Origin of the sequence: Enterobacter cloacae complex sp. P24RS (assembly GCF_014982165.1) — a bacterium.
GTDB lineage: Bacteria > Pseudomonadota > Gammaproteobacteria > Enterobacterales > Enterobacteriaceae > Enterobacter > Enterobacter quasihormaechei.
In genome coordinates, this window is the sequence record NZ_JADCKU010000005.1 from 50,428 (window position 1) to 69,743 (window position 19,316).

The window sequence follows — 19,316 nt, forward strand, 5'->3', positions numbered from 1 at the left end:
ATGCCATGAAACGATTAGTTCTGATGTTACTGGCGCTGGGGATGAACGTTCACGCCGCCACGCTGACGCTCAACGATGCGCGCGCCCAGGGACGCGTAGGGGAAACCCTGAGCGGCTATCTGGCACCCGTTCAGCACGACGCTGAAACGCTGGCGCTGGTGAACCGTATCAACGCCGCGCGTACGGAAAGCTATCAGCAGCTGGCTGACGATAATAATTTGCCCGTCGACGAGGTGGCGAAAATGGCGGGACAAAAGCTGGTGGCGCGCGCCCAGCCGGGCGAGTACGTAAAGGGGATTAACGGCAAGTGGCTGAAAAAATAGCTAGCGGTAACGCTTACGGTACTCGCCCGGCGAAACCCCGAAACGCTGCTTGAACGCGGTGGAAAAATGGCTATGGTCGGTGAAGCCCCAGCTGTAGCCAATTCCCGCCAGCTTTTCATCGTCGCTGATGCCACGTAGCGCCTGCGCGCACAAATCGAGGCGACGGTTCTTAATGTACTGCGCCACCACCAGCCCTTTCTCGGCAAACATGCGGTACAAGCTGCGCACGGACATGCCGCTCTCTGAGGCTATCCATTCCGGTCTTAACGCCTCAGACTGAATGTGGTCATCAATTAGGGAGAGAACATGCAGGAACTGACGCTCCTTGCGCGGCAGCGCCTCGTCACGCTGCTGGAACGCCGGACGCAGCAGACACACCATTGCCTCCAGCGCCGCTTCACTTTCTCTGACGCTCAGATCGGCATTCCCCATACTCTCCTGCAACAGACGGTAGCTCAGCTGCACCGTAGGCAGGCTGCGGGAGAGGGGGAGCGCACAGCGTACTTCCTGAAAACGTGCGTATTGCTCAATGATTTGTCGCGGTAGCAGCAGCGAAATCTGGCGGGAGCGCTCCTGCCAGTAAATGGAGCACGGGCGGGAGGCGTCAATCAGCGTGATATCCCCGGCTTTCAGCACCGAGCGTCGGTCGTCCTGTTCGATTCCCGCGCTGCCTTCCAGCTGAAATACGGTGTAGAACCAGGCGTCATTGCCGCTTTTGATCTCCTGACGGGTGCGAAACAGGTTAACCCCTGCGGTGGTTACCGTGCTCAACTTCAGACTTTGGGTGTAGCTGGTTTCCAGTTCGCCGAGAAACGCTCCCTCTAACGGACGCGCCGCAAAGCGCCCGCAAACCTGGTTAATTTGCGCCAGCCACTGCTGAAAATTGTCCTGTTCGCTTGCACATGCCATTGCTTTTCTCGCTGCACCGTCACCGTTTTCGCATTGTTGCATTTATGTTGCATTTTGTCTGGGCTACGAGGCTGACTATAGGAAAGAACGCTTACCGGTGACAGCGTTATAAGCGGGAATTATCACGATTTGCGGAGCCTGTCACAGCTGGCAAAGCGAATGTCACACAGACAAAAGCAGGAAGGCGAAACCCCTCTTAGACTGCTTACACACCCTGCGAAGCATAACGAAGGAGTACCCTATGTCCGAATCACACGTCGCCGTCCTGCCGGGCGTGCAGCAGTTTTTAGACCGTCAGCACGGCCTGTGGATTGAAGGGCGTCAGGCGGCATCCGACAGCGAAAAGCGTCTGAACGTCTACAACCCGGCAACCGGAGAGGTGATTGCCTCCACCGCCGATGCCAGCGTCGACGATGTCGATCGTGCGGTGATGTCCGGCTGGCGCGCCTTTGTCGCCCGAAGCTGGGCCGGGCGCCTGCCGGCAGAGCGGGAACGCATCCTGCTGCGGTTTGCGGATCTGGTGGAACAGCACGGCGAAGAGCTGGCGCAGCTCGAAACCCTGGAGCAGGGGAAATCCATCAATATTTCCCGCGCCTTTGAGGTGGGTTGTACCCTGAACTGGATGCGCTACACGGCGGGGCTGACCACCAAAATTGCCGGCAAAACTCTCGATCTCTCTATTCCTCTGCCGCAGGGCGCGCGCTATCAGGCGTGGACGCGCAAAGAGCCGGTTGGGGTCGTGGCGGGGATTGTGCCGTGGAACTTTCCGCTGATGATTGGCATGTGGAAAGTGATGCCCGCGCTGGCGGCGGGCTGTTCCATCGTGATCAAACCCTCCGAAACCACGCCGCTCACCCTGTTACGGGTGGCGGAACTGGCGAGCGAGGCGGGTGTCCCGGATGGCGTGTTCAACGTCGTAACCGGAAGTGGCGCTGTCTGCGGCGCGGCGCTGACCTCGCACCCGCGCGTTGCCAAAGTGAGCTTTACCGGTTCGACGGCGACGGGCAAGCAGATAGCCCGCGCGGCGGCGGATACGCTAACGGGCGTGACGCTGGAGCTGGGAGGCAAAAACCCGGCCATCGTGCTGAAAGATGCCGATCCGGCGTGGGTGATTGAAGGGCTGATGACCGGCAGCTTCCTGAATCAGGGGCAGGTCTGCGCGGCCAGCTCGCGCATTTATATTGAGGCCCCGCTGTTTGACACGCTGGTCAGCGGGTTTGAACAGGCCGTGAAATCCCTGACCGTCGGGCCGGGCATGTCGCCCGAGGCGTTTATCAATCCGCTGGTGTCGCGCGCCCACTGCAATAAGGTCCAGGCGTTCCTGGATGAAGCAAAGGCACACAATGCGGAGCTGATCGCCGGGAACCGGGGACCAGACGGCAAAGGCTATTACGTTTCGCCAACGCTGGTGGTCAACCCGGATAATCATCTGCGCCTGACGCGTGAAGAGGTGTTCGGGCCGGTGGTCAACCTTGTCCGGGTTGCCGACGGGGAAGAGGCGCTTCAGCTGGCGAACGACACTGAATATGGCTTAACGGCCAGCGTCTGGACGCAGAACATCAGCAAAGCGCTGGAGTACACCGACAGGCTACAGGCCGGAACCGTGTGGGTGAACAGCCACACGCTGATCGACGCCAACCTGCCGTTCGGCGGCATGAAGCAGTCCGGCACCGGGCGCGATTTCGGCCCCGACTGGCTGGATGGCTGGTGTGAAACCAAGTCGGTGTGCGTGCGGTATTAAAAAAACGTCTTACCGGCCTACGAAACCGATCCCGTAGGCCGGGTAAGGCGTAGCCGCCACCCGGCGTAACTTACAGCGACCACCGGTCCCGCCCGGCCTCTTTCGCCCGATATAGCGCCGCATCGGCGCGGGCGATGATTTCCGGACCGGCAAGTCCTGTGCTATGGGCGGCAATCCCCATGCTGACCGTCACATATTCACTGACCTTCGACGCACCGTGCGGAATGGCTGCCGTGCGCAGGCCTTCCTGGATCCGCGCAGCGACTTTTTCAGCAACGTTTTCCGCGCAGTCAAAGAGGATCACCACAAACTCCTCGCCACCGTAGCGGGAGACCACATCCTCCGGGGTACGCACCGAGGCGTTCAGCACCTCTGCAACCCGCGCGAGGCAATCGTCTCCTGCCTGGTGACCATAGGTGTCGTTATAGAGCTTGAAGTAGTCGACATCCAGCATCAGCACCGCAAAGCGTTTGCCTTGCTCCACCGCGTTTTCCAGCACCAGCTCCATCGCCCGGCGGTTGGCCGTTCTCGTCAGCGGATCCTGGTGGGCCAGCGCATCCAGCCGTGAAATTAAACGCTGATTCTGCTGGTTGCGACGCCATGCCTCTTCAAACCAGCTCAACAGGATGTAGCGTCCGCAAACGAGAATGAAGGTGAAGACCACCCACAGCCCGACAAAGCGAAGGTTAATCTCGTGATTCAGTAGCATGCTGGCAACGGGCAGAGTGATCCACAGCGGCGCGATAAAGCACACCAGCCCCACAGGATGAAAATAGAGCGCGGTCATACCGGCCATCAGCAGGGTAACGAATACCGGCCAGGGATGAGGAAGCTGGATCACAGTGATAAACCAGTAACAGCTTATCGACCACAGCAGGCTGCACATAAACAGCACGGCGCTGACGCCGCGGATGTGGCGCCAGGCCATGATGACCAGCGCCACGGAAAGAATGACTACTCCCAGCATGGAAGCGTCAATCATCTGTCTGAGAGGCGGGTTGATGTGCAAGAGGGCGTCAAAATGGCCGAACAGGGAATTGCGCAGCAGAACCATCAGCGCAAAGCTCGCATTGACAAAGGCGAGCCAGGGCAGATTCACGGCCAGCCCGTGGACAACCATTGATTTACGGGTAGACCATGTCGCAGGCTCGGGTGTCGTTGGATGTCTTTTTTCCATTAAAGAGAATTTTCCTTGAGCGGGCGGAAGATCCGCCCGCGTGTGCATGCCGTTACGGGGTCACAATGTTAAACCAGAATTCAAATTTATCCATATAACCGAGCATGGCATCGAGCTTGGCGGCATCGCCGGTCACTTTGATATCGCCGTTATCCTGCGCCTGTTTTAGCGTCACTTCTTTCAGGATAATTTTATTCAGCGTATCGCGGTTGAGGGTTACGGTCGCGTCAGCGTCTTTCGCTTCGGCGTTCGCCGTGTGGTTCAGCACGCCGTTTTCCAGCTCCAGCTTGTATTTGCCGCCGTCGCTGCCGAGGTCGATGTTAAACACCGATTTAGCGTCCGCCGCTTTTTCGCCGTTGATGTGCACCGCCAGATAGTCAAAGAACATTTCTGGCGTCATTGCGCGCACGGTATCCGGGCTGGCGGTGTTCGGGGTAGGGCCTTTCACCACGCCGTTGCGCAGTTCCTGCGCGCCGGTCAGGTAGAAGTTACGCCACGGGCCTGATTCAGCCTGATAACCGAGCTGCTCCAGCGCGTCCGCTTCCAGGTTTCGCGCAGCCTGATTGTTTGGATCGGCAAAGACCACTTTGCTGACAACCTGAGCCACCCAGCGGTAGTTCCCCTGGTCAAAGTCGGTTTTGGCTTTGCTCAGGATGGCATCCGCGCCTCCCATATACTCCACAAATTTCTTCGCGGCTTCTTCAGGCGGCAGTTCGTCCAGGGTCGCCGGGTTGCCGTCAAACCAGCCTAAATAGAGCACGTAGGTGGCTTTGACGTCATGGCTGACGGAACCGTAATAGCCCCGGTTGGCCCAGGTATTGGCCAGAGAATTTGGCAGCTTGAAGTTGGCGGCGATCTCGTCACGCGTCAGCCCTTCGTTCGCCATGCGCAGGGTCTGGTCATTGATGTAGCGGTAGAGGTCGCGCTGGCTTTTCAGCAGGTTAACCACATTTTCGTTGCCCCAGGTCGGCCAGTGGTGCTGCGCCATAATGACGTCGGCCTTATCACCCCAGCGTACAATGGCCTGGTTGATGTATTTCGACCATGGCAGCGGTTCACGAATTTTCGCGCCGCGCAGGGAGTAGGTGTTATGCAGCGTATGGGTGACGTCTTCCGCAGACTCGATCAGCTTTTTCTCTTCAATATACCAGAGCATCTCGGAAGGTGCTTCGGAGCCCGGCGCGAGCATAAAATCGTAGGTCAGGCCGTCGATGACCTCTTTCTGTCCATCTTTCTCGATGATATTGGTCGGGGCAATCAGGGTTACCGTCCCGGCGGAGGTGGTGGTGCCGAGACCCGCGCCGACCTGGCCTTTCGCATCCGGCTTCAGCAGGTTGCCGTACATATAGCTGGCGCGGCGGCTCATGACGTTACCCGCCATGATATTTTCCGCGACGGCGGCCTCCATAAATCCGGCTGGCGCGTAGACTTTGACCTTGCCGGCCTTCACGTCGGCTTCGTCCACCACGCCGCGCACGCCGCCGTAGTGGTCAACGTGGCTGTGGGTGTAAATCACGGCGACGACAGGTTTCTTGCCGCGATTTTTATAGTAAAGATCCATCCCGACTTTGGCCGTTTCCGCTGAAACCAGCGGGTCAACGACGGTAATGCCTTCTTTACCTTCGATTATGGTCATGTTTGACAGGTCGAGATTACGGATCTGGTAGACGCCCTGGGTGACTTCAAACAGGCCGCTGATGTTAATCAACTGGGACTGACGCCATAAGCTCGGGTTAACCGAATCGGGCGCTTTATCGCCTTCTTTGATAAAGGCGTACTGCTTCGGATCCCAGACGGTGTTGCCTTGTTCACCTTTGATCATTTCCTGAGGAAGAGGGGCAATAAACCCTTTGTGGGCGTTCGTAAAATCGGTGTTATCGGAGAAAGGGAGCTGGTTGAAGAGTGCGTTGTTGGCCTGTTGCGTTGCTGCGGTTGCGTCCTTGGGTGCTTCGGCTGCCCAGGCTGAACTTGCGGATGCAACACATCCTGCCAGCACCAGTCCTCTGACTATCTGATTGATTTTCATCCTAAAACCTCTCGATGGTGTTTCGCGTCGTTTGTGGAAACTTCGGTTGCTGCAAAATGTTTCAAGAGTTGCAAAAGGATTAAGCGAAGTAACATTAACTATAATTCGGGAGGGGGATTCAGCAAGTAAGCGGATGAAAAGCCGGGCATTGCGCCCGGCGGTTGCTTATTTTTGCTCGGCTTTTTTCTTGCCGAGCGTTGGCGTCTCGTCAAAAAAGTTCCACGGCTTGAGCAACGTGTGCACCCATTCCGTCGGCATGATCGGCCACTCTTCGGCGCGGGCGACGTGGGTAGTGCCGGTAGTCATCCAGATGACGTTATCCTGGTCGTTGAGCGACTCGTTATCTTTGCTGTACTGCCCGAGGCCCGTATCGTGGGTGGAACGGTTCGGGTATTTCCCTTCAGGGTACATTTCGTCAGGATGGTAACGGGTCACCCACAGCTGTTTATCCATAAAGCTCAGGCGGTGGTAAATCCACTCGTCCGGAGCAAACTTCGCGCCCGTCGCCACCGGGTGGGTGCCCCCCGCGTAAGGGATAATCTGATACGAAACCGGGTTGCCCATGCGGTTCTCTTTGCGGGTGTTGCTCAGCAGGCGGATGGTGCCCGGGTCGAACTTCTGGGCGGCCTGCTGTTCGGTATCAATATCATACTGATTAACCTGCATGGTACTGGTGCGCGGGCCGCCAGCGGCGTTTGGTTTGACTTCCGGATCCATGGCCACCAGCTTGTTGTTAATACCATCCACGTCCATATCCAGACGGAAATTATAGATGTGCTGGTGCGTGGTACCGACAATGTTATGGTCGATCAGCGTCCCGTATTTCGTGTCATCTTTCGCGGTGGCGTCATGCATCGTTTTTGTCTGTACGCCTTTTACCGCTTCAATGCCCGTGGCACCCGCATCAATGCCGATGGTGCCGTTTTCATGGAACACCCAGTCGAAGATGTAATCGTAGTTACCCACGGTGCTGACCCAGCGCACGACCAGCTCGCGGCGTTCGGTGCTGACGTTGGGTTTACCTAACTCCTGGTGCTTATATTCTGGCCCGGCGTAACGCTCAAAAATAGCGATCGCCCGGGGGATCTCCATTGGCGCACCGGTGTAGTCCGGGATAGTTTCGTTGAGCATCACGGCGTTGGACGGCGCGTCTTTACCGCGCACCAGCGGGGAGGTCAGGGTACCCATGCCGTAGTCACCGGAGTCCAGGTAGGCTTTAAAGTACCAGCCGATATCCGGGTCGCCGTATGGCACGATCATTCCGCCGAGCGAACCCTGATACATCACCTGGCGCTTTTTGCCGTTGTCGTTATAGGTCACGGTGGAGATCATCGGGCCGACGCGTGAGTCCAGGCTCAGATGAAAATCCCAGTTCTGCCAGTGCACCCTATCCCCGGTGATGGTGTAGTTCTTGCCTTCCGGCTCGATAATATCCAGCGGTTTTTTCTCCGCCTCAACGCGGTCGCGGCCATCATACGGGCGCGGGGTGAGCGGCACCGGCACGACCGGGCCTTGCTCAATTTTCTGAATTTTCTTCTGCTCAAGATCCACCACCGCGACCAGGTTTTCAATCGGGTGCGCCCAGTAATTACCGTCGCCCACGTCGAGATAGCTGATCACTTTCAGCAGGCGATCTTCCTGTTTCAGCCCATCCTTGCCGTCAAAAAAGCCGACGGTAAGCGGCGTGGTGATCACTTTTTTTGGATCGTTAATGCCGCGCTTTTTCAGCACCGCGGCAAACTCCGGGCTCTCACTGACGATCTGCTGCACGGTGTTGAAGTCATCCAGCAGCACCATGCCGTGCGCGTCTTTGATCGGCGCCCAGTGGAGGATCTTTTTGTCCTTCAAATCCACCCGGCTTTCGACGATGCGTTTGCCGTCAAGCATGATGATATTGGCCTGGCGGGGCGCATCCACCGCCGTGCCGTTCAGCACAAAGTCCCAGACTTTGGCTTTATCTGGCTCCGCCAGCGCGATCTGGGTAAAGCGGGTATTGGGCTTAAAATCCGCAGACGCTTTCACAATCTCCACGGCCTGCTTGATTTCATCAGCCGTCAGCGCGTTTAACGGATGGGGGCTTTTTTCGACCTGAAAGGTCCGATCAAGACCGGACTGAAAGATATCGTTGATAAAGGTCTCCGGGATATACGCCTTGTTGTCCTTCATCACCACGGGCACCTGTAGCGTCAACGGCGTGCCGTTAACAATGGCGGTGTTTGCGCCGGGTTTGACCTTCACAAAGGCACCGTCTTTAACGATGGTAAACATCTGGGCATAATCATCCCACTGCACGTCAGCCCCGAACGCCTGGAGCGTTTTGTCCATCGGAACCATATGCGCCTCGCTGCCGTGCGCGTAAACAGGGGATTGCCAGGCGCAACAGAGCGTAACGGCCATGGCCAGCGCCGTTCTACGGGCAGAAAAAGAAGAATAGCTTCCCATCGCAGACCTCATCTTGTTGTGTTTATTGTGTTGTGTCAGCCTTATCCTGACAGGCGGGCACGAAAAGCGTTTGCCTGCATCTGCCAGGTTGTTTGTCAGTCTTGCCAGGTTAAAAAAAGACCGGGGAGAATCACACCCCGGTCAAGCGGTTGTAGGCCGGGTAAGCGGAGCGACACCCGGCAGGAAAGAGGTACGTCAGAAATCACCCTGCTGGCGCGCCACCAGCGTAAGGATGGAGTAGAGCGCCACGGCCTGCTGATGCTGGTTGAAAATCTCAACCGCCCATTCCACCACGCCGGTGGGCCTTTCATCGGCAGCACGCTGTTTCTTCAACGTTTTACGTTTGCAGGTCAGGCGCACCTGAATGGTGTCGCCCGGTTTAACCGGCTCGATAAAGCGCAGGTTTTCCATACCGTAGTTGGCAATAACCGGCCCAACCCCGGCATCGACAAACAGCCCCGCCGCGGCGGAAATCAGAAAATAGCCGTGCACCACGCGCTCGCCAAAAATCGACTCCGCCGCGCCAATTTTGTCCATATGGGCATAGAAGTGATCCCCGCTCAGGCAGGCAAAATTAACGATATCCGCTTCCGTCAGGGTACGGCGCGGGGTCAGCAGGCTGTCGCCCGGCTGTAACTCTTCGAAGTATTTACGGAACGGATGAACGCGATCTTCCTGCACCCCGGCGCCACGCACCCACTGTTTGCCGATGGCGGCGAGCATGGACGGGCTGCCCTGAATGGCCGTGCGCTGAAGATAGTGCTTCACGGCGCGCAGGCCGCCCAGCTCTTCGCCGCCGCCCGCACGTCCCGGACCGCCGTGCACCAGCTGCGGCAGCGGGGAACCGTGTCCGGTAGACTCTTTGGAAGATTCCTCGTTGAGGATCTGAATACGTCCGTGGGCGCGTGCTGCCCCGGCAATAAACTGCCGCGCCACGTTTGAATCTGCCGTGACCAGCGTTCCCGCCAGGCTGCCGCCGCCCGCTCGCGCCAGCTGCATGGCGTGTTCGGTATTGCGATACGGCATCAGGGTGGCGACGGGGCCAAAGGCTTCGGTGGAGTGAACGGCCGGCGTCTCGTCCGGCTGCGGGCAGAACAGCAGGGTGGGCGGGAAGAATGCGCCAGCCGCCTGCAAATCGGCGTTACCACCCAGACGGATCTGGCAGCCCGCGGCAAGCAGATGATCGACTTTTTCCTGCACGTCGGCGCGTTGCTCATGGTTGACCAGGGCCCCCATTTTCACCCCTTCCTGCGCCGGATCGCCGACGACCACGTTCTCCAGCCGCGCAATCAGCGCCTGGCTGACGGCCTCAACCTGCGCTTCCGGCACGATGATGCGGCGGATGGCGGTACATTTTTGCCCGGCCTTGGCGGTCATTTCGCGCACCACTTCACGGATAAACAGCGCAAACTCCGGCTGCTCCGGCGTTACGTCTTCACCGAGCACGCAGCAGTTCAGGGAATCCGCTTCCATGGTAAACGGAATGGAATGGGCGACGATATTCGGGTGCACGCGAAGGCTCTGTCCGGTGCTGGCCGATCCGGTAAACGTCACCACGTCCTGGCTGTCGAGCTGGCTCAGCAGATCGCCCGCGCCGCCGCAGATCAGGCTGATGGCGCCGTCCGGCACCAGACCGCTCTCGACAATCGCTTTCACCATCGCCTGCGTGACCTGCGCGGTGGCGGTGGCGGGTTTGATGATGGCGGGCATCCCGGCAAGCCAGGTCGGGGCAAGTTTTTCCAGCATCCCCCAGCACGGGAAGTTGAACGCGTTGATATGTACCGCCACACCGGACCTGGAGGTCAACACGTGGCGCGCCGCAAAGCCGCCTTCTTTCGACAGCGGGATCAGCTCATCTTCTGGCCACAGGGTATCGTCCGGCAGTTCGCGGCTGCCGAGGCTGGCGTAGGTGAAGAGGGTGCCGATACCGCCTTCAATGTCCACCCAGCTGTCGGCCTTCGTTGCGCCGGTCTGGGCTGAAAGGGCGTAAAACCGATCCTTCTGGCTCAGCAGGTGTTTGGCCACCGCCTTCAGCATGGCGGCACGCTCGATAAAGCTCATTGCGCGAAGCGCCTCCCCGCCGCGTTCAATGGCGTAACGGCGTGCGGCCGCCATATCCAGCCCTTCGCTGGTGACTTCAAATAGCGTTTCCCCGCTGATAGCGTGGGTTATGGTGCGCTCGCGGCCCCGGCCTGACTGCCAGGTGCCGGACAAGAAGCTGGCTAACTGCTGCATTTCTTCTCTCCAGATGTTTCGTGATTTCACTATAGATAGTTTGATCATGAATCATAAAAATCAAGCTGAGTTTTAATGAATTGTTAACGTTGTGATCTGCATTGCTCAGCTTCGTCATGAAAAACCCGCGCTATTCCTGCTGTTCAAGAAAACCCTTGCGAGCGTCGTCACAAAATAAGCAAACGCTTCTTGGGGTTATATTTAACCTTTGTGTAACTTTTAAGAAAACAAGTGATTCACCATTTTGCTACATGTGGTGATCTAACGAATCATAAAGGTGGTTATGTGACGCAAGAACAACGCTTTGAGCAACGCATCGCGCAGGAGACGGCCATCGAGCCGCAGGACTGGATGCCGGAAGCTTACCGCAAGACGCTGATCCGCCAGATTGGACAGCACGCCCACTCTGAAATTGTCGGCATGCTGCCGGAAGGGAACTGGATCGCCCGCGCGCCGACGCTGCGCCGGAAAGCCATTTTGCTGGCGAAGGTGCAGGACGAAGCCGGACACGGCCTCTACCTCTACAGTGCGGCGGAAACGCTGGGCTGCGCCCGGGAGGACATCTATCAAAAGATGCTCGACGGCAAGATGAAATACTCCTCCATCTTCAACTATCCGACCCTGAGCTGGGCCGATATCGGCGTTATCGGCTGGCTGGTGGACGGTGCGGCCATCGTGAACCAGGTGGCGCTGTGCCGCACGTCTTACGGCCCGTATGCCCGGGCGATGGTGAAAATCTGTAAAGAAGAGAGCTTCCATCAGCGTCAGGGTTTTGAGGCCTGCATGGCGCTGGCGCAGGGCAGCGAAGCCCAGCGTCAGATGTTGCAGGACGCCATTAACCGCTTCTGGTGGCCAGCGCTGATGATGTTTGGACCCAATGACGACAACTCGCCAAACAGTGCCCGCAGCCTGGCCTGGAAGATCAAGCGCTTCGGCAACGATGAGCTGCGCCAGCGCTTCGTTGATAACACGGTGCCTCAGGTGGAAATGCTCGGCATGACCGTGCCGGACCCTGACCTGCGGTTTGATGACGCGAGCGGCCACTACCGCTTCGGCGATATCGACTGGCAGGAATTTGACGAGGTCATCAACGGGCGCGGGATCTGTAACCACGAACGTCTGGCCGCAAAACGTAAAGCCTGGGACGACGGCGCGTGGGTGCGTGAAGCCGCGCTGGCGCATGCCGAAAAACAACGCGCCCGCCAGGCCGCATAAGAGGAATCAACCATGAGCAATGTTTACTGGCCGTTATATGAAGTGTTTGTCCGGTCTAAGCAGGGGCTGTCGCACCGTCACGTGGGCAGTCTGCACGCTGCCGACGACCGCATGGCGCTGGAAAACGCGCGTGACGCTTATACCCGCCGCAGCGAAGGCTGTTCCATCTGGGTGGTAAAGGCGATCGAAATCGTCGCCTCCCAGCCGGAAGAGAGCGGTGAATTTTTCGATCCGGCGGAAAGCAAGGTCTACCGCCATCCGACGTTTTACACCATCCCTGATGGCATTGAGCACATGTGAGGGTAGGGATGAACAACGTATCTGCATATGCCCTGCGACTGGGCGACAACGGTCTGGTGCTCTCCCAGCGTCTGGGCGCCTGGTGCGGCCACGCGCCGGAGCTGGAGATTGACCTGGCCCTCGCCAACATCGGCCTCGACCTGCTCGGCCAGGCGCGCAACTTCCTGACCTACGCCGCTGATCTGGACGGTACGGGGGATGAAGACACCCTGGCCTATGGCCGTGATGAGCGTCAGTTCAGCAATCTGCTGCTGGTGGAGCAGCCAAACGGCAGCTTCGCCGACACCATTGCCCGTCAGTATCTTATGGATGCGTGGAACGTGGCGCTGTACGAGCGACTGATCCACAGCAGCGACGGCCAGCTTGCCGCCATCGCCGCAAAAGCCATTAAGGAGGCGCGCTATCACCTGCGCTTTAGCCGCGGCTGGCTGGTGCGTCTGGGCGACGGAACAGAAACCTCCGCCCAGAAAATGCAGCAGGCGGTGGATAGCCTGTGGCGCTTTACGGCCGAGCTGTTCGATGCCGACGACGTCGAGCTGGCGCTGATTGACGCCGGCGTGGCGGTCGATCCCCGCACCCTGCGCGAGCCGTGGGAGCGCGAAGTGTTCGACGGGCTGGCGGAAGCCACCCTCCGCGTGCCCGAAGACGTGGCGTATCGCACGGGCGGCAAGAAGGGGCTTCATACCGAACACCTGGGGCCGATGCTGGCAGAGATGCAGTATCTCCAGCGCGTCTACCCCGGCCAGCAGTGGTGAAGGAGAACGCTATGCAACGCCTCGTCGACATTGCGCCTGCCCAAATCCCGCAGATTTGGGCGCTGCTAAGCCAGATCCCCGACCCGGAAGTGCCGGTGCTGACCATTACCGATTTAGGCATGGTGCGCAGCGTGAAGGCGCAGGGGGAAGGCTGGGTTATTGGCTTCACGCCGACCTATTCCGGCTGCCCGGCAACGGAGCATCTGCTGGGGGCCATCCGCGAAACCCTGACCGGGAACGGCTTTTCCCCGGTACATATTGTGCTGCAACTGGAGCCCGCCTGGACCACCGACTGGATGACCGACGATGCGCGCAGGCGCCTGCGTGAATATGGTATCAGCCCGCCTGTCGGCCATAGCTGCCATGCCCACGCTCCCGCAGAGGTGAGCTGCCCGCGCTGTGCGAGCACCGATACCGCGCTTATCAGTGAATTTGGTTCGACGGCCTGCAAAGCGCTCTACCGCTGCAATACCTGCCGTGAGCCCTTCGACTATTTCAAATGTATTTGAGGCCGCCATGACAACGTTTCATTCATTAACAGTGGCAAAAGTAGAACCTGAAACCCGCGACGCGGTGACCATTACCTTCGCGGTGCCGCAGGCGTTGCAGGAGGCGTACCGCTTCCGCCCCGGTCAGCATCTGACCCTGAAAGCCAGGCTTGGCGGTGACGAACTGCGCCGCTGCTACTCCATCTGCCGGAGCACCGCACCGGGGGAGATCAGCGTAGCGGTCAAGGCCATCGACGGCGGGCGCTTCTCCCGCTACGCCCGGGACGAGATTAAGCAGGGCATGGCTTTAGAGGTGATGGTGCCCCAGGGGCAGTTCGGCTACCAGCCGCAGGCTGAACGCGAAGGCCACTATCTGGCAATCGCCGCCGGGTCCGGGATCACCCCGATGCTGGCCATTTTATCCGCTACGCTGGCCACGGAACCGCACAGCCACTTCACCCTGATTTACGGCAACCGCAGCAGCCAGAGTATGATGTTCCGTCGGGCACTGGCAGACCTGAAGGACAAATATCCGCAGCGCTTGCAACTGGTCTCCATCTTCAGCCAGGAGACGCTCGACAGCGATCTGCTTCATGGCCGCATTGACGGCGAAAAGCTCCAGGCGCTGGCAAAAACGCTGATCAATTTCCGCCAGTACGACGAAGCCTTTATCTGCGGCCCGTCGGCGATGATGGACGAGGCCGAGGCGGCGCTGAAAGCGCTCGGCATGCCGGAAAAAGCGATCCATCTTGAGCGGTTTAACACGCCGGGCACTACCGTGAAACGGACGCACAGCGTGCAGGCCGAGGGGCAGAAGGTCACCGTCCGTCAGGACGGACGCGATCGGGAAATTACCCTGACGGCGGACGATGAGAGCATCCTGGACGCCGCCCTGCGTCAGGGCGCGGATCTGCCGTATGCCTGCAAGGGCGGCGTATGCGCCACCTGCAAATGCAAAGTACTGCGCGGAAAAGTCGATATGGCGACCAACTACAGCCTGGAGCCGGACGAGCTGGCTGCGGGCTATGTGTTGAGCTGTCAGGCGCTGCCGTTAACCGCCGACGTCATCGTCGATTTTGACGCGAAGGGGATGGCATGAGCGAACTGATTGTCACCCGTCATGGCCGCGTGTTGCAGCTAACGCTAAATCGTCCGGCGGCGCGCAACGCGCTCAACAATACGCTGCTGATGCAGCTTGCCGAGCAGCTTGAGGCCGCCGCAGCGGATGCTGAAATCGCCGTCTGCGTGATTTCTGGCAATGAACGCTGCTTTGCCGCCGGGGCCGATCTGAACGAAATGGCGGAGAAAGATCTGTCCGCCACCCTGAATGATATTCGCCCCCGGCTGTGGGCACGGATAGACGCCTTCAATAAACCGCTGATCGCCGCCGTGAACGGCTACGCATTGGGCGCCGGCTGCGAGCTGGCGCTACTCTGCGACGTGGTGATTGCCGGCGATAACGCCCGTTTTGGCCTCCCGGAAATCACCCTCGGGATCATGCCGGGCGCAGGCGGCACCCAGCGGCTGATCCGCAGCGTGGGCAAATCCCTGGCCTGCAAAATGGTGTTGACGGGTGAAAGCATCACGGCGGTTCAGGCGCACAGCGCCGGGCTGGTCAGCGACGTCTTCCCGGCCTCGCTGACGCTGGAGTACGCCCTGAAGCTGGCGGCACGGATGGCGAGCCACTCGCCGCTGGCGCTACAGGCGGCGAAGCAGGCGCTACGCCAGTCGCAGGAAGTCCCTCTCCAGGCCGGGCTGGCGCAGGAGCGTCAGCTGTTTACGCTGCTCGCGGCCACCGACGATCGCCGGGAAGGTATCGACGCCTTCTTACAAAAACGCACCCCAGACTTCAAAGGACGCTAATTGTGGAATGTATTCTGAGCCATGTTGAGCAGGGCGTAATGACCATTACGCTGAACCGCCCGGATCGCCTGAACAGCTTTAACGATGTCATGCACCAGCAGCTTTCCGAATGCCTGAAGCAGGCCGAGCGCGATGACGCCATTCGCTGTCTGCTGATCACCGGGGCGGGGCGCGGTTTCTGCGCCGGGCAGGACCTTAACGATCGTAACGTGGATCCCAACGGTCCCGCGCCGGATCTGGGCATGTCCGTTGAGACCTTTTACAACCCGCTGGTGCGCCGCCTGGCGAAGCTGCCGAAGCCGGTGATCTGCGCGGTTAACGGCGTGGCGGCGGGAGCGGGTGCCACGCTGGCCCTCGGCTGCGACATAGTGATTGCCGCCCGTTCAGCTAATTTTGTGATGGCCTTCAGCAAGCTCGGACTGGTGCCGGACTGTGGCGGCACCTGGCTGCTGCCGCGCGTGGCCGGACGCGCCCGCGCCATGGGGCTGGCGCTGCTGGGCGATAAGCTCAGCGCCGAACAGGCGCAGGCGTGGGGGATGATCTGGCAGGTGGTGGACGATGAGCAGCTCTCTGACACCGCCCGGCAGATGGCGTTGCATTTTGCCTCTCAGCCTACCTTTGGCCTGGGCCTGATCAAGCAGGCGATTAACGCCGCCGAAACCAACACCCTTGATGCCCAGCTCGATCTGGAGCGCGACTACCAACGTCTGGCCGGACGCAGCGACGACTACCGGGAAGGCGTCAGCGCGTTTCTGACAAAACGTACGCCGAACTTTACGGGGAAATAAGATGGCGACCAACCTTCATACGATCGCCGTGATCGGCAGCGGCACCATGGGTGCCGGCATTGCCGAAGTGGCGGCCAGCCACGGTCATCCGGTGCTGGTGTACGACATTGACGCAGCGGCGATTTCCCGAGCCGTTGACGGCATTCGCCAGCGCCTGATCTCTCGCGTTTCGCGCGGAAAACTTTCTGCCGACGCCGCGGAGCAGATCCTGTCCCGCCTGACGCCGGTGACGACTATCAATGCCCTGGCGAAAGCCGATCTGGTGATCGAGGCGGCCTCCGAACGGCTTGAGGTGAAAAAAGCCCTGTTTAGCCAGCTGGCAGAGGTCTGCCCGCCGCAGACGCTGCTCGCCAGCAACACCTCGTCCATTTCCGTTACCGCGATTGCGGCGGAGATTAGCCACCCTGAACGCGTCGCCGGGCTGCACTTCTTCAACCCCGCGCCGGTGATGAAGCTGGTGGAGGTGGTCAGCGGGCTGGCCACCTCGTCCGAAGTGGCCGATGCGCTGTGCGAGCTGGCGCTGAGCTGGGGAAAGCAGCCGGTACGCTGTCAGTCCACGCCGGGGTTTATCGTCAACCGCGTGGCGCGTCCGTTCTATTCGGAAGCCTGGCGCGCGCTGGAAGAGCAGGTGGCAACGCCCGAGGCGATCGACGCCGCCCTGCGAGACGGCGGCGGCTTCCCGATGGGGCCGCTTGAGCTGACGGACCTGATCGGTCAGGACGTCAACTTTGCCGTGACCTGCTCCGTGTTTAACGCCTTCTGGCAGGAGCGCCGTTTTCTGCCGTCGCTGATGCAGCAGGAGCTGGTGCTGGCGGGGCGTCTGGGCAAAAAAAGCGGGCAGGGCGTTTACCGCTGGCAGGAGGAAAAAACCGCCGTCAGCTGGCTCGACCCGGTCAGCGACAGCTTCAGCCCGATGCGCGTACAGCGAAGAAGTGACGGTGTCACGGAAATTGACGAACTGCTGCTGATTGAAACGCAGGGTGAAACCGCGCAGGCGCTGGCGCTGCGCCACGGCTGCCCGGTGGTGGTAGTCGACCGTATCGAGCGGGATGTGGCCGTAATTGCCGCCGCGCCCGGCAATCCGCGCTCCGCCACGCAGAAGGCCATTTACTGGTTGCAGCATCAGGAGAAGCGGGTGTTACAGATTGCGGATTACCCCGGCCTGCTGGTCTGGCGCACGGTGGCGATGATTGCCAACGAAGCGCTGGACGCCCTGCAAAAAGGGGTCGCCAGCGAGCAAGACATCGATACCGCCATGCGCTTAGGGGTCAACTATCCCTGCGGTCCCATCGCCTGGGGCGAGCGCCTTGGCTGGCAGCGTCTGTTAACGCTGCTGGAGAACCTGCAACGTCACTACGGCGAGGAACGCTATCGCCCTTGTTCCCTGCTGCGCCAGCGTGCGCTTCTGGAGAGTAGCTATGAGTCATAACGCCTGGCATAACGCCCGCGCGATGTACGAACAAGACGCCTGCGCGCAGGCGATGGGGATGGACATTATCGACATGGACGAGGGCTATGCGGTGGTGACCATGACCATCACCCCGCAGATGCTTAACGGGCATAAAACCTGCCACGGCGGACAGCTGTTCTCGCTGGCCGATACCGCCTTTGCCTACGCCTGCAACAGTCAGGGGCTGGCGGCGGTAGCCTCAGGGTGCGCCATCGACTTTCTGCGACCGGGCTTTGCCGGAGACAAGCTGACCGCCACCGCACGGGTGAAGCATCAGGGCAAGCTGACCGGCGTATACGACATTGAAATTCAGAACCAACACCAGAAAACCGTCGCGCTTTTTCGCGGGAAATCCCACCGCACCGGCGGCAGTGTGACAGGAGAAGCCTGATGCGTGACGCATTTATTTGTGAGGGGGTGCGTACCCCGGTCGGCCGTTACGGCGGAGGGTTGGCCAGCGTGCGCGCCGATGACTTAGGGGCCGTGCCGCTGCGCGCGCTGCTGGCGCGTTATCCGCAGCTCGATCTGGAGCGCATTGATGACGTGATCTTCGGCTGCGCGAATCAGGCCGGGGAAGATAACCGCAACGTGGCGCGCATGTCGGCGCTGCTGGCCGGGCTGCCGCAGACGGTGTCCGCCACCACCATTAACCGCCTGTGCGGGTCGGGTCTGGACGCGATTGGCTTTGCCGCACGCGCCATTAAGGCGGGCGACGGCGATCTGCTGATCGCCGGCGGCGTGGAGTCGATGTCCCGAGCGCCGTTCGTGATGGGCAAAGCCACCGCTGCGTTTCAGCGTCAGGCGGAGATCTTCGATACCACCATCGGCTGGCGATTTGTGAATCCGCTCATGCATCAGCAATACGGAACTGACAGCATGCCCGAAACGGCAGAGAATGTAGCGAAATTGTTAAATATCAGCCGTGCCGATCAGGACGCGTTTGCCCTGCGCAGCCAGCAGCGCAACGCGCGGGCGCAGCAGAACGGCGTTCTGGCACAGGAAATTATTCCGGTACAGGTGGCGGGAAAAAAAGGGGCGGTGACGGAAGTGAGCGTGGATGAGCATCCGCGCGCCGAAACCACCCTTGAACAGCTTGCCGCGCTGAAAACCCCGTTCCGTAAGAACGGGGTGGTGACGGCGGGGAACGCCTCCGGCGTGAACGACGGCGCGGCGGCGCTGATTATCGCCAGCGAGCCGATGGCGCTTGCCCAGGGGTTAACGCCGCGCACGCGCATAGTGGCAATGGCGACCGCGGGCGTCGAGCCGCGTCTGATGGGGTTAGGCCCGGTGCCCGCCACCCGCAAGGTGCTGGAGCGTGCCGGGCTGAGCATCACCGATATGGATGTCATTGAGCTGAACGAAGCCTTCGCCGCCCAGGCGCTGGGCGTGCTGCGCCAGCTGGGTTTGCCGGATGACGCCGGGCACGTCAATCCGAACGGCGGGGCGATCGCGCTAGGTCATCCGCTGGGCATGAGCGGTGCCAGACTGGCGCTGGCGGCAAGCAATGAATTGCACCGACGCGGCGGGCGCTACGCGCTGTGTACGATGTGCATCGGTGTGGGTCAGGGCATTGCCATGATCCTTGAGCGTGTTTGAGCGAACAA

Annotated in this window: 17 protein-coding genes; 12 read left to right on the forward strand and 5 right to left on the reverse strand. The window is 60.0% G+C overall.

What is annotated here, in order from left to right; genetic code table 11:
• The first annotated feature begins 5 nt into the window (after positions 1–5).
• The gene (locus tag INF58_RS06565) at positions 6–323 is read left to right on the forward strand and encodes a YdbL family protein (protein ID WP_063451434.1); all 318 of its coding nucleotides are present in this window, start codon (positions 6–8) and stop codon (positions 321–323) included.
• Here the strand turns inward: INF58_RS06565 and feaR are convergent, their stop codons facing one another.
• On the reverse strand, positions 324–1,232 hold the full coding sequence (gene feaR / locus INF58_RS06570) for a transcriptional regulator FeaR (protein WP_193527302.1): 909 nt from the start codon (positions 1,230–1,232) through the stop codon (positions 324–326).
• A 241-nt stretch (positions 1,233–1,473) separates the two neighbouring features.
• Here feaR and INF58_RS06575 point away from each other — a divergent pair, with 241 nt between their 5' ends.
• Complete coding sequence (locus tag INF58_RS06575; protein ID WP_193527303.1) at positions 1,474–2,973, forward strand: aldehyde dehydrogenase family protein; 1,500 nt, start codon at positions 1,474–1,476, stop codon at positions 2,971–2,973.
• A gap of 70 nt (positions 2,974–3,043) precedes the next feature.
• On the opposite strand, the gene INF58_RS06580 is transcribed toward INF58_RS06575, so the two are convergent.
• The 4 genes from INF58_RS06580 to paaZ form a co-directional block, all read right to left on the reverse strand.
• A complete protein-coding gene (locus INF58_RS06580) occupies positions 3,044–4,150 on the reverse strand; it encodes a GGDEF domain-containing protein (protein ID WP_193527304.1) in 1,107 nt (368 codons plus the stop codon).
• Positions 4,151–4,202: 52 nt separating this feature from the next.
• Complete coding sequence (locus INF58_RS06585) at positions 4,203–6,176, reverse strand: alkyl/aryl-sulfatase (RefSeq protein ID WP_193527305.1); 1,974 nt, start codon at positions 6,174–6,176, stop codon at positions 4,203–4,205.
• 165 nt (positions 6,177–6,341) lie between these two features.
• Entirely contained in the window at positions 6,342–8,618 is a 2,277-nt protein-coding gene (tynA, locus tag INF58_RS06590; RefSeq protein ID WP_193527306.1) for a primary-amine oxidase, read from the reverse strand.
• Between the two features lie 195 nt (positions 8,619–8,813).
• Positions 8,814–10,853 carry a phenylacetic acid degradation bifunctional protein PaaZ gene (gene paaZ, locus INF58_RS06595; protein WP_193527307.1) on the reverse strand — a complete coding sequence of 680 codons (2,040 nt, stop codon included), beginning with the start codon at positions 10,851–10,853 and terminating at the stop codon, positions 8,814–8,816.
• A 285-nt stretch (positions 10,854–11,138) separates the two neighbouring features.
• Here paaZ and paaA point away from each other — a divergent pair, with 285 nt between their 5' ends.
• The 10 genes from paaA to pcaF are packed head-to-tail and all read left to right on the forward strand — an operon-like array spanning position 11,139 to position 19,308.
• Positions 11,139–12,068: a 1,2-phenylacetyl-CoA epoxidase subunit PaaA gene (gene paaA, locus INF58_RS06600; RefSeq protein ID WP_063866796.1), complete on the forward strand. Its 930-nt coding sequence runs from the start codon at positions 11,139–11,141 to the stop codon at positions 12,066–12,068.
• A 12-nt stretch (positions 12,069–12,080) separates the two neighbouring features.
• Positions 12,081–12,368, forward strand: a complete 288-nt coding sequence (gene paaB, locus INF58_RS06605; protein WP_193527308.1) for a 1,2-phenylacetyl-CoA epoxidase subunit PaaB — start codon at positions 12,081–12,083, stop codon at positions 12,366–12,368.
• Between the two features lie 8 nt (positions 12,369–12,376).
• The gene (paaC, locus tag INF58_RS06610) at positions 12,377–13,123 is read left to right on the forward strand and encodes a 1,2-phenylacetyl-CoA epoxidase subunit PaaC (protein WP_193527309.1); all 747 of its coding nucleotides are present in this window, start codon (positions 12,377–12,379) and stop codon (positions 13,121–13,123) included.
• 11 nt (positions 13,124–13,134) lie between these two features.
• Positions 13,135–13,632 (forward strand): 1,2-phenylacetyl-CoA epoxidase subunit PaaD, encoded by a 498-nt coding sequence (paaD, locus tag INF58_RS06615; protein ID WP_107535289.1) that lies wholly within the window; start codon positions 13,135–13,137, stop codon positions 13,630–13,632.
• A gap of 7 nt (positions 13,633–13,639) precedes the next feature.
• The gene (paaE, locus tag INF58_RS06620) at positions 13,640–14,710 is read left to right on the forward strand and encodes a 1,2-phenylacetyl-CoA epoxidase subunit PaaE (protein WP_063866793.1); all 1,071 of its coding nucleotides are present in this window, start codon (positions 13,640–13,642) and stop codon (positions 14,708–14,710) included.
• On the forward strand, positions 14,707–15,474 hold the full coding sequence (gene paaF / locus INF58_RS06625; RefSeq protein WP_193527310.1) for a 2,3-dehydroadipyl-CoA hydratase PaaF: 768 nt from the start codon (positions 14,707–14,709) through the stop codon (positions 15,472–15,474). The genes paaE and paaF overlap by 4 nt, the downstream gene beginning before the upstream one ends.
• Positions 15,474–16,262, forward strand: a complete 789-nt coding sequence (paaG, locus tag INF58_RS06630; RefSeq protein WP_193527453.1) for a 2-(1,2-epoxy-1,2-dihydrophenyl)acetyl-CoA isomerase PaaG — start codon at positions 15,474–15,476, stop codon at positions 16,260–16,262. Before paaF ends, paaG begins: the two co-directional genes overlap by 1 nt.
• Before the next feature lies 1 nt (position 16,263).
• Positions 16,264–17,691 carry a 3-hydroxyacyl-CoA dehydrogenase PaaH gene (paaH, locus tag INF58_RS06635; RefSeq protein ID WP_193527311.1) on the forward strand — a complete coding sequence of 476 codons (1,428 nt, stop codon included), beginning with the start codon at positions 16,264–16,266 and terminating at the stop codon, positions 17,689–17,691.
• Positions 17,681–18,103: a hydroxyphenylacetyl-CoA thioesterase PaaI gene (paaI, locus tag INF58_RS06640; RefSeq protein ID WP_063866790.1), complete on the forward strand. Its 423-nt coding sequence runs from the start codon at positions 17,681–17,683 to the stop codon at positions 18,101–18,103. The genes paaH and paaI overlap by 11 nt, the downstream gene beginning before the upstream one ends.
• On the forward strand, positions 18,103–19,308 hold the full coding sequence (pcaF, locus tag INF58_RS06645) for a 3-oxoadipyl-CoA thiolase (protein ID WP_193527312.1): 1,206 nt from the start codon (positions 18,103–18,105) through the stop codon (positions 19,306–19,308). Before paaI ends, pcaF begins: the two co-directional genes overlap by 1 nt.
• Positions 19,309–19,316: the final 8 nt, after the last annotated feature.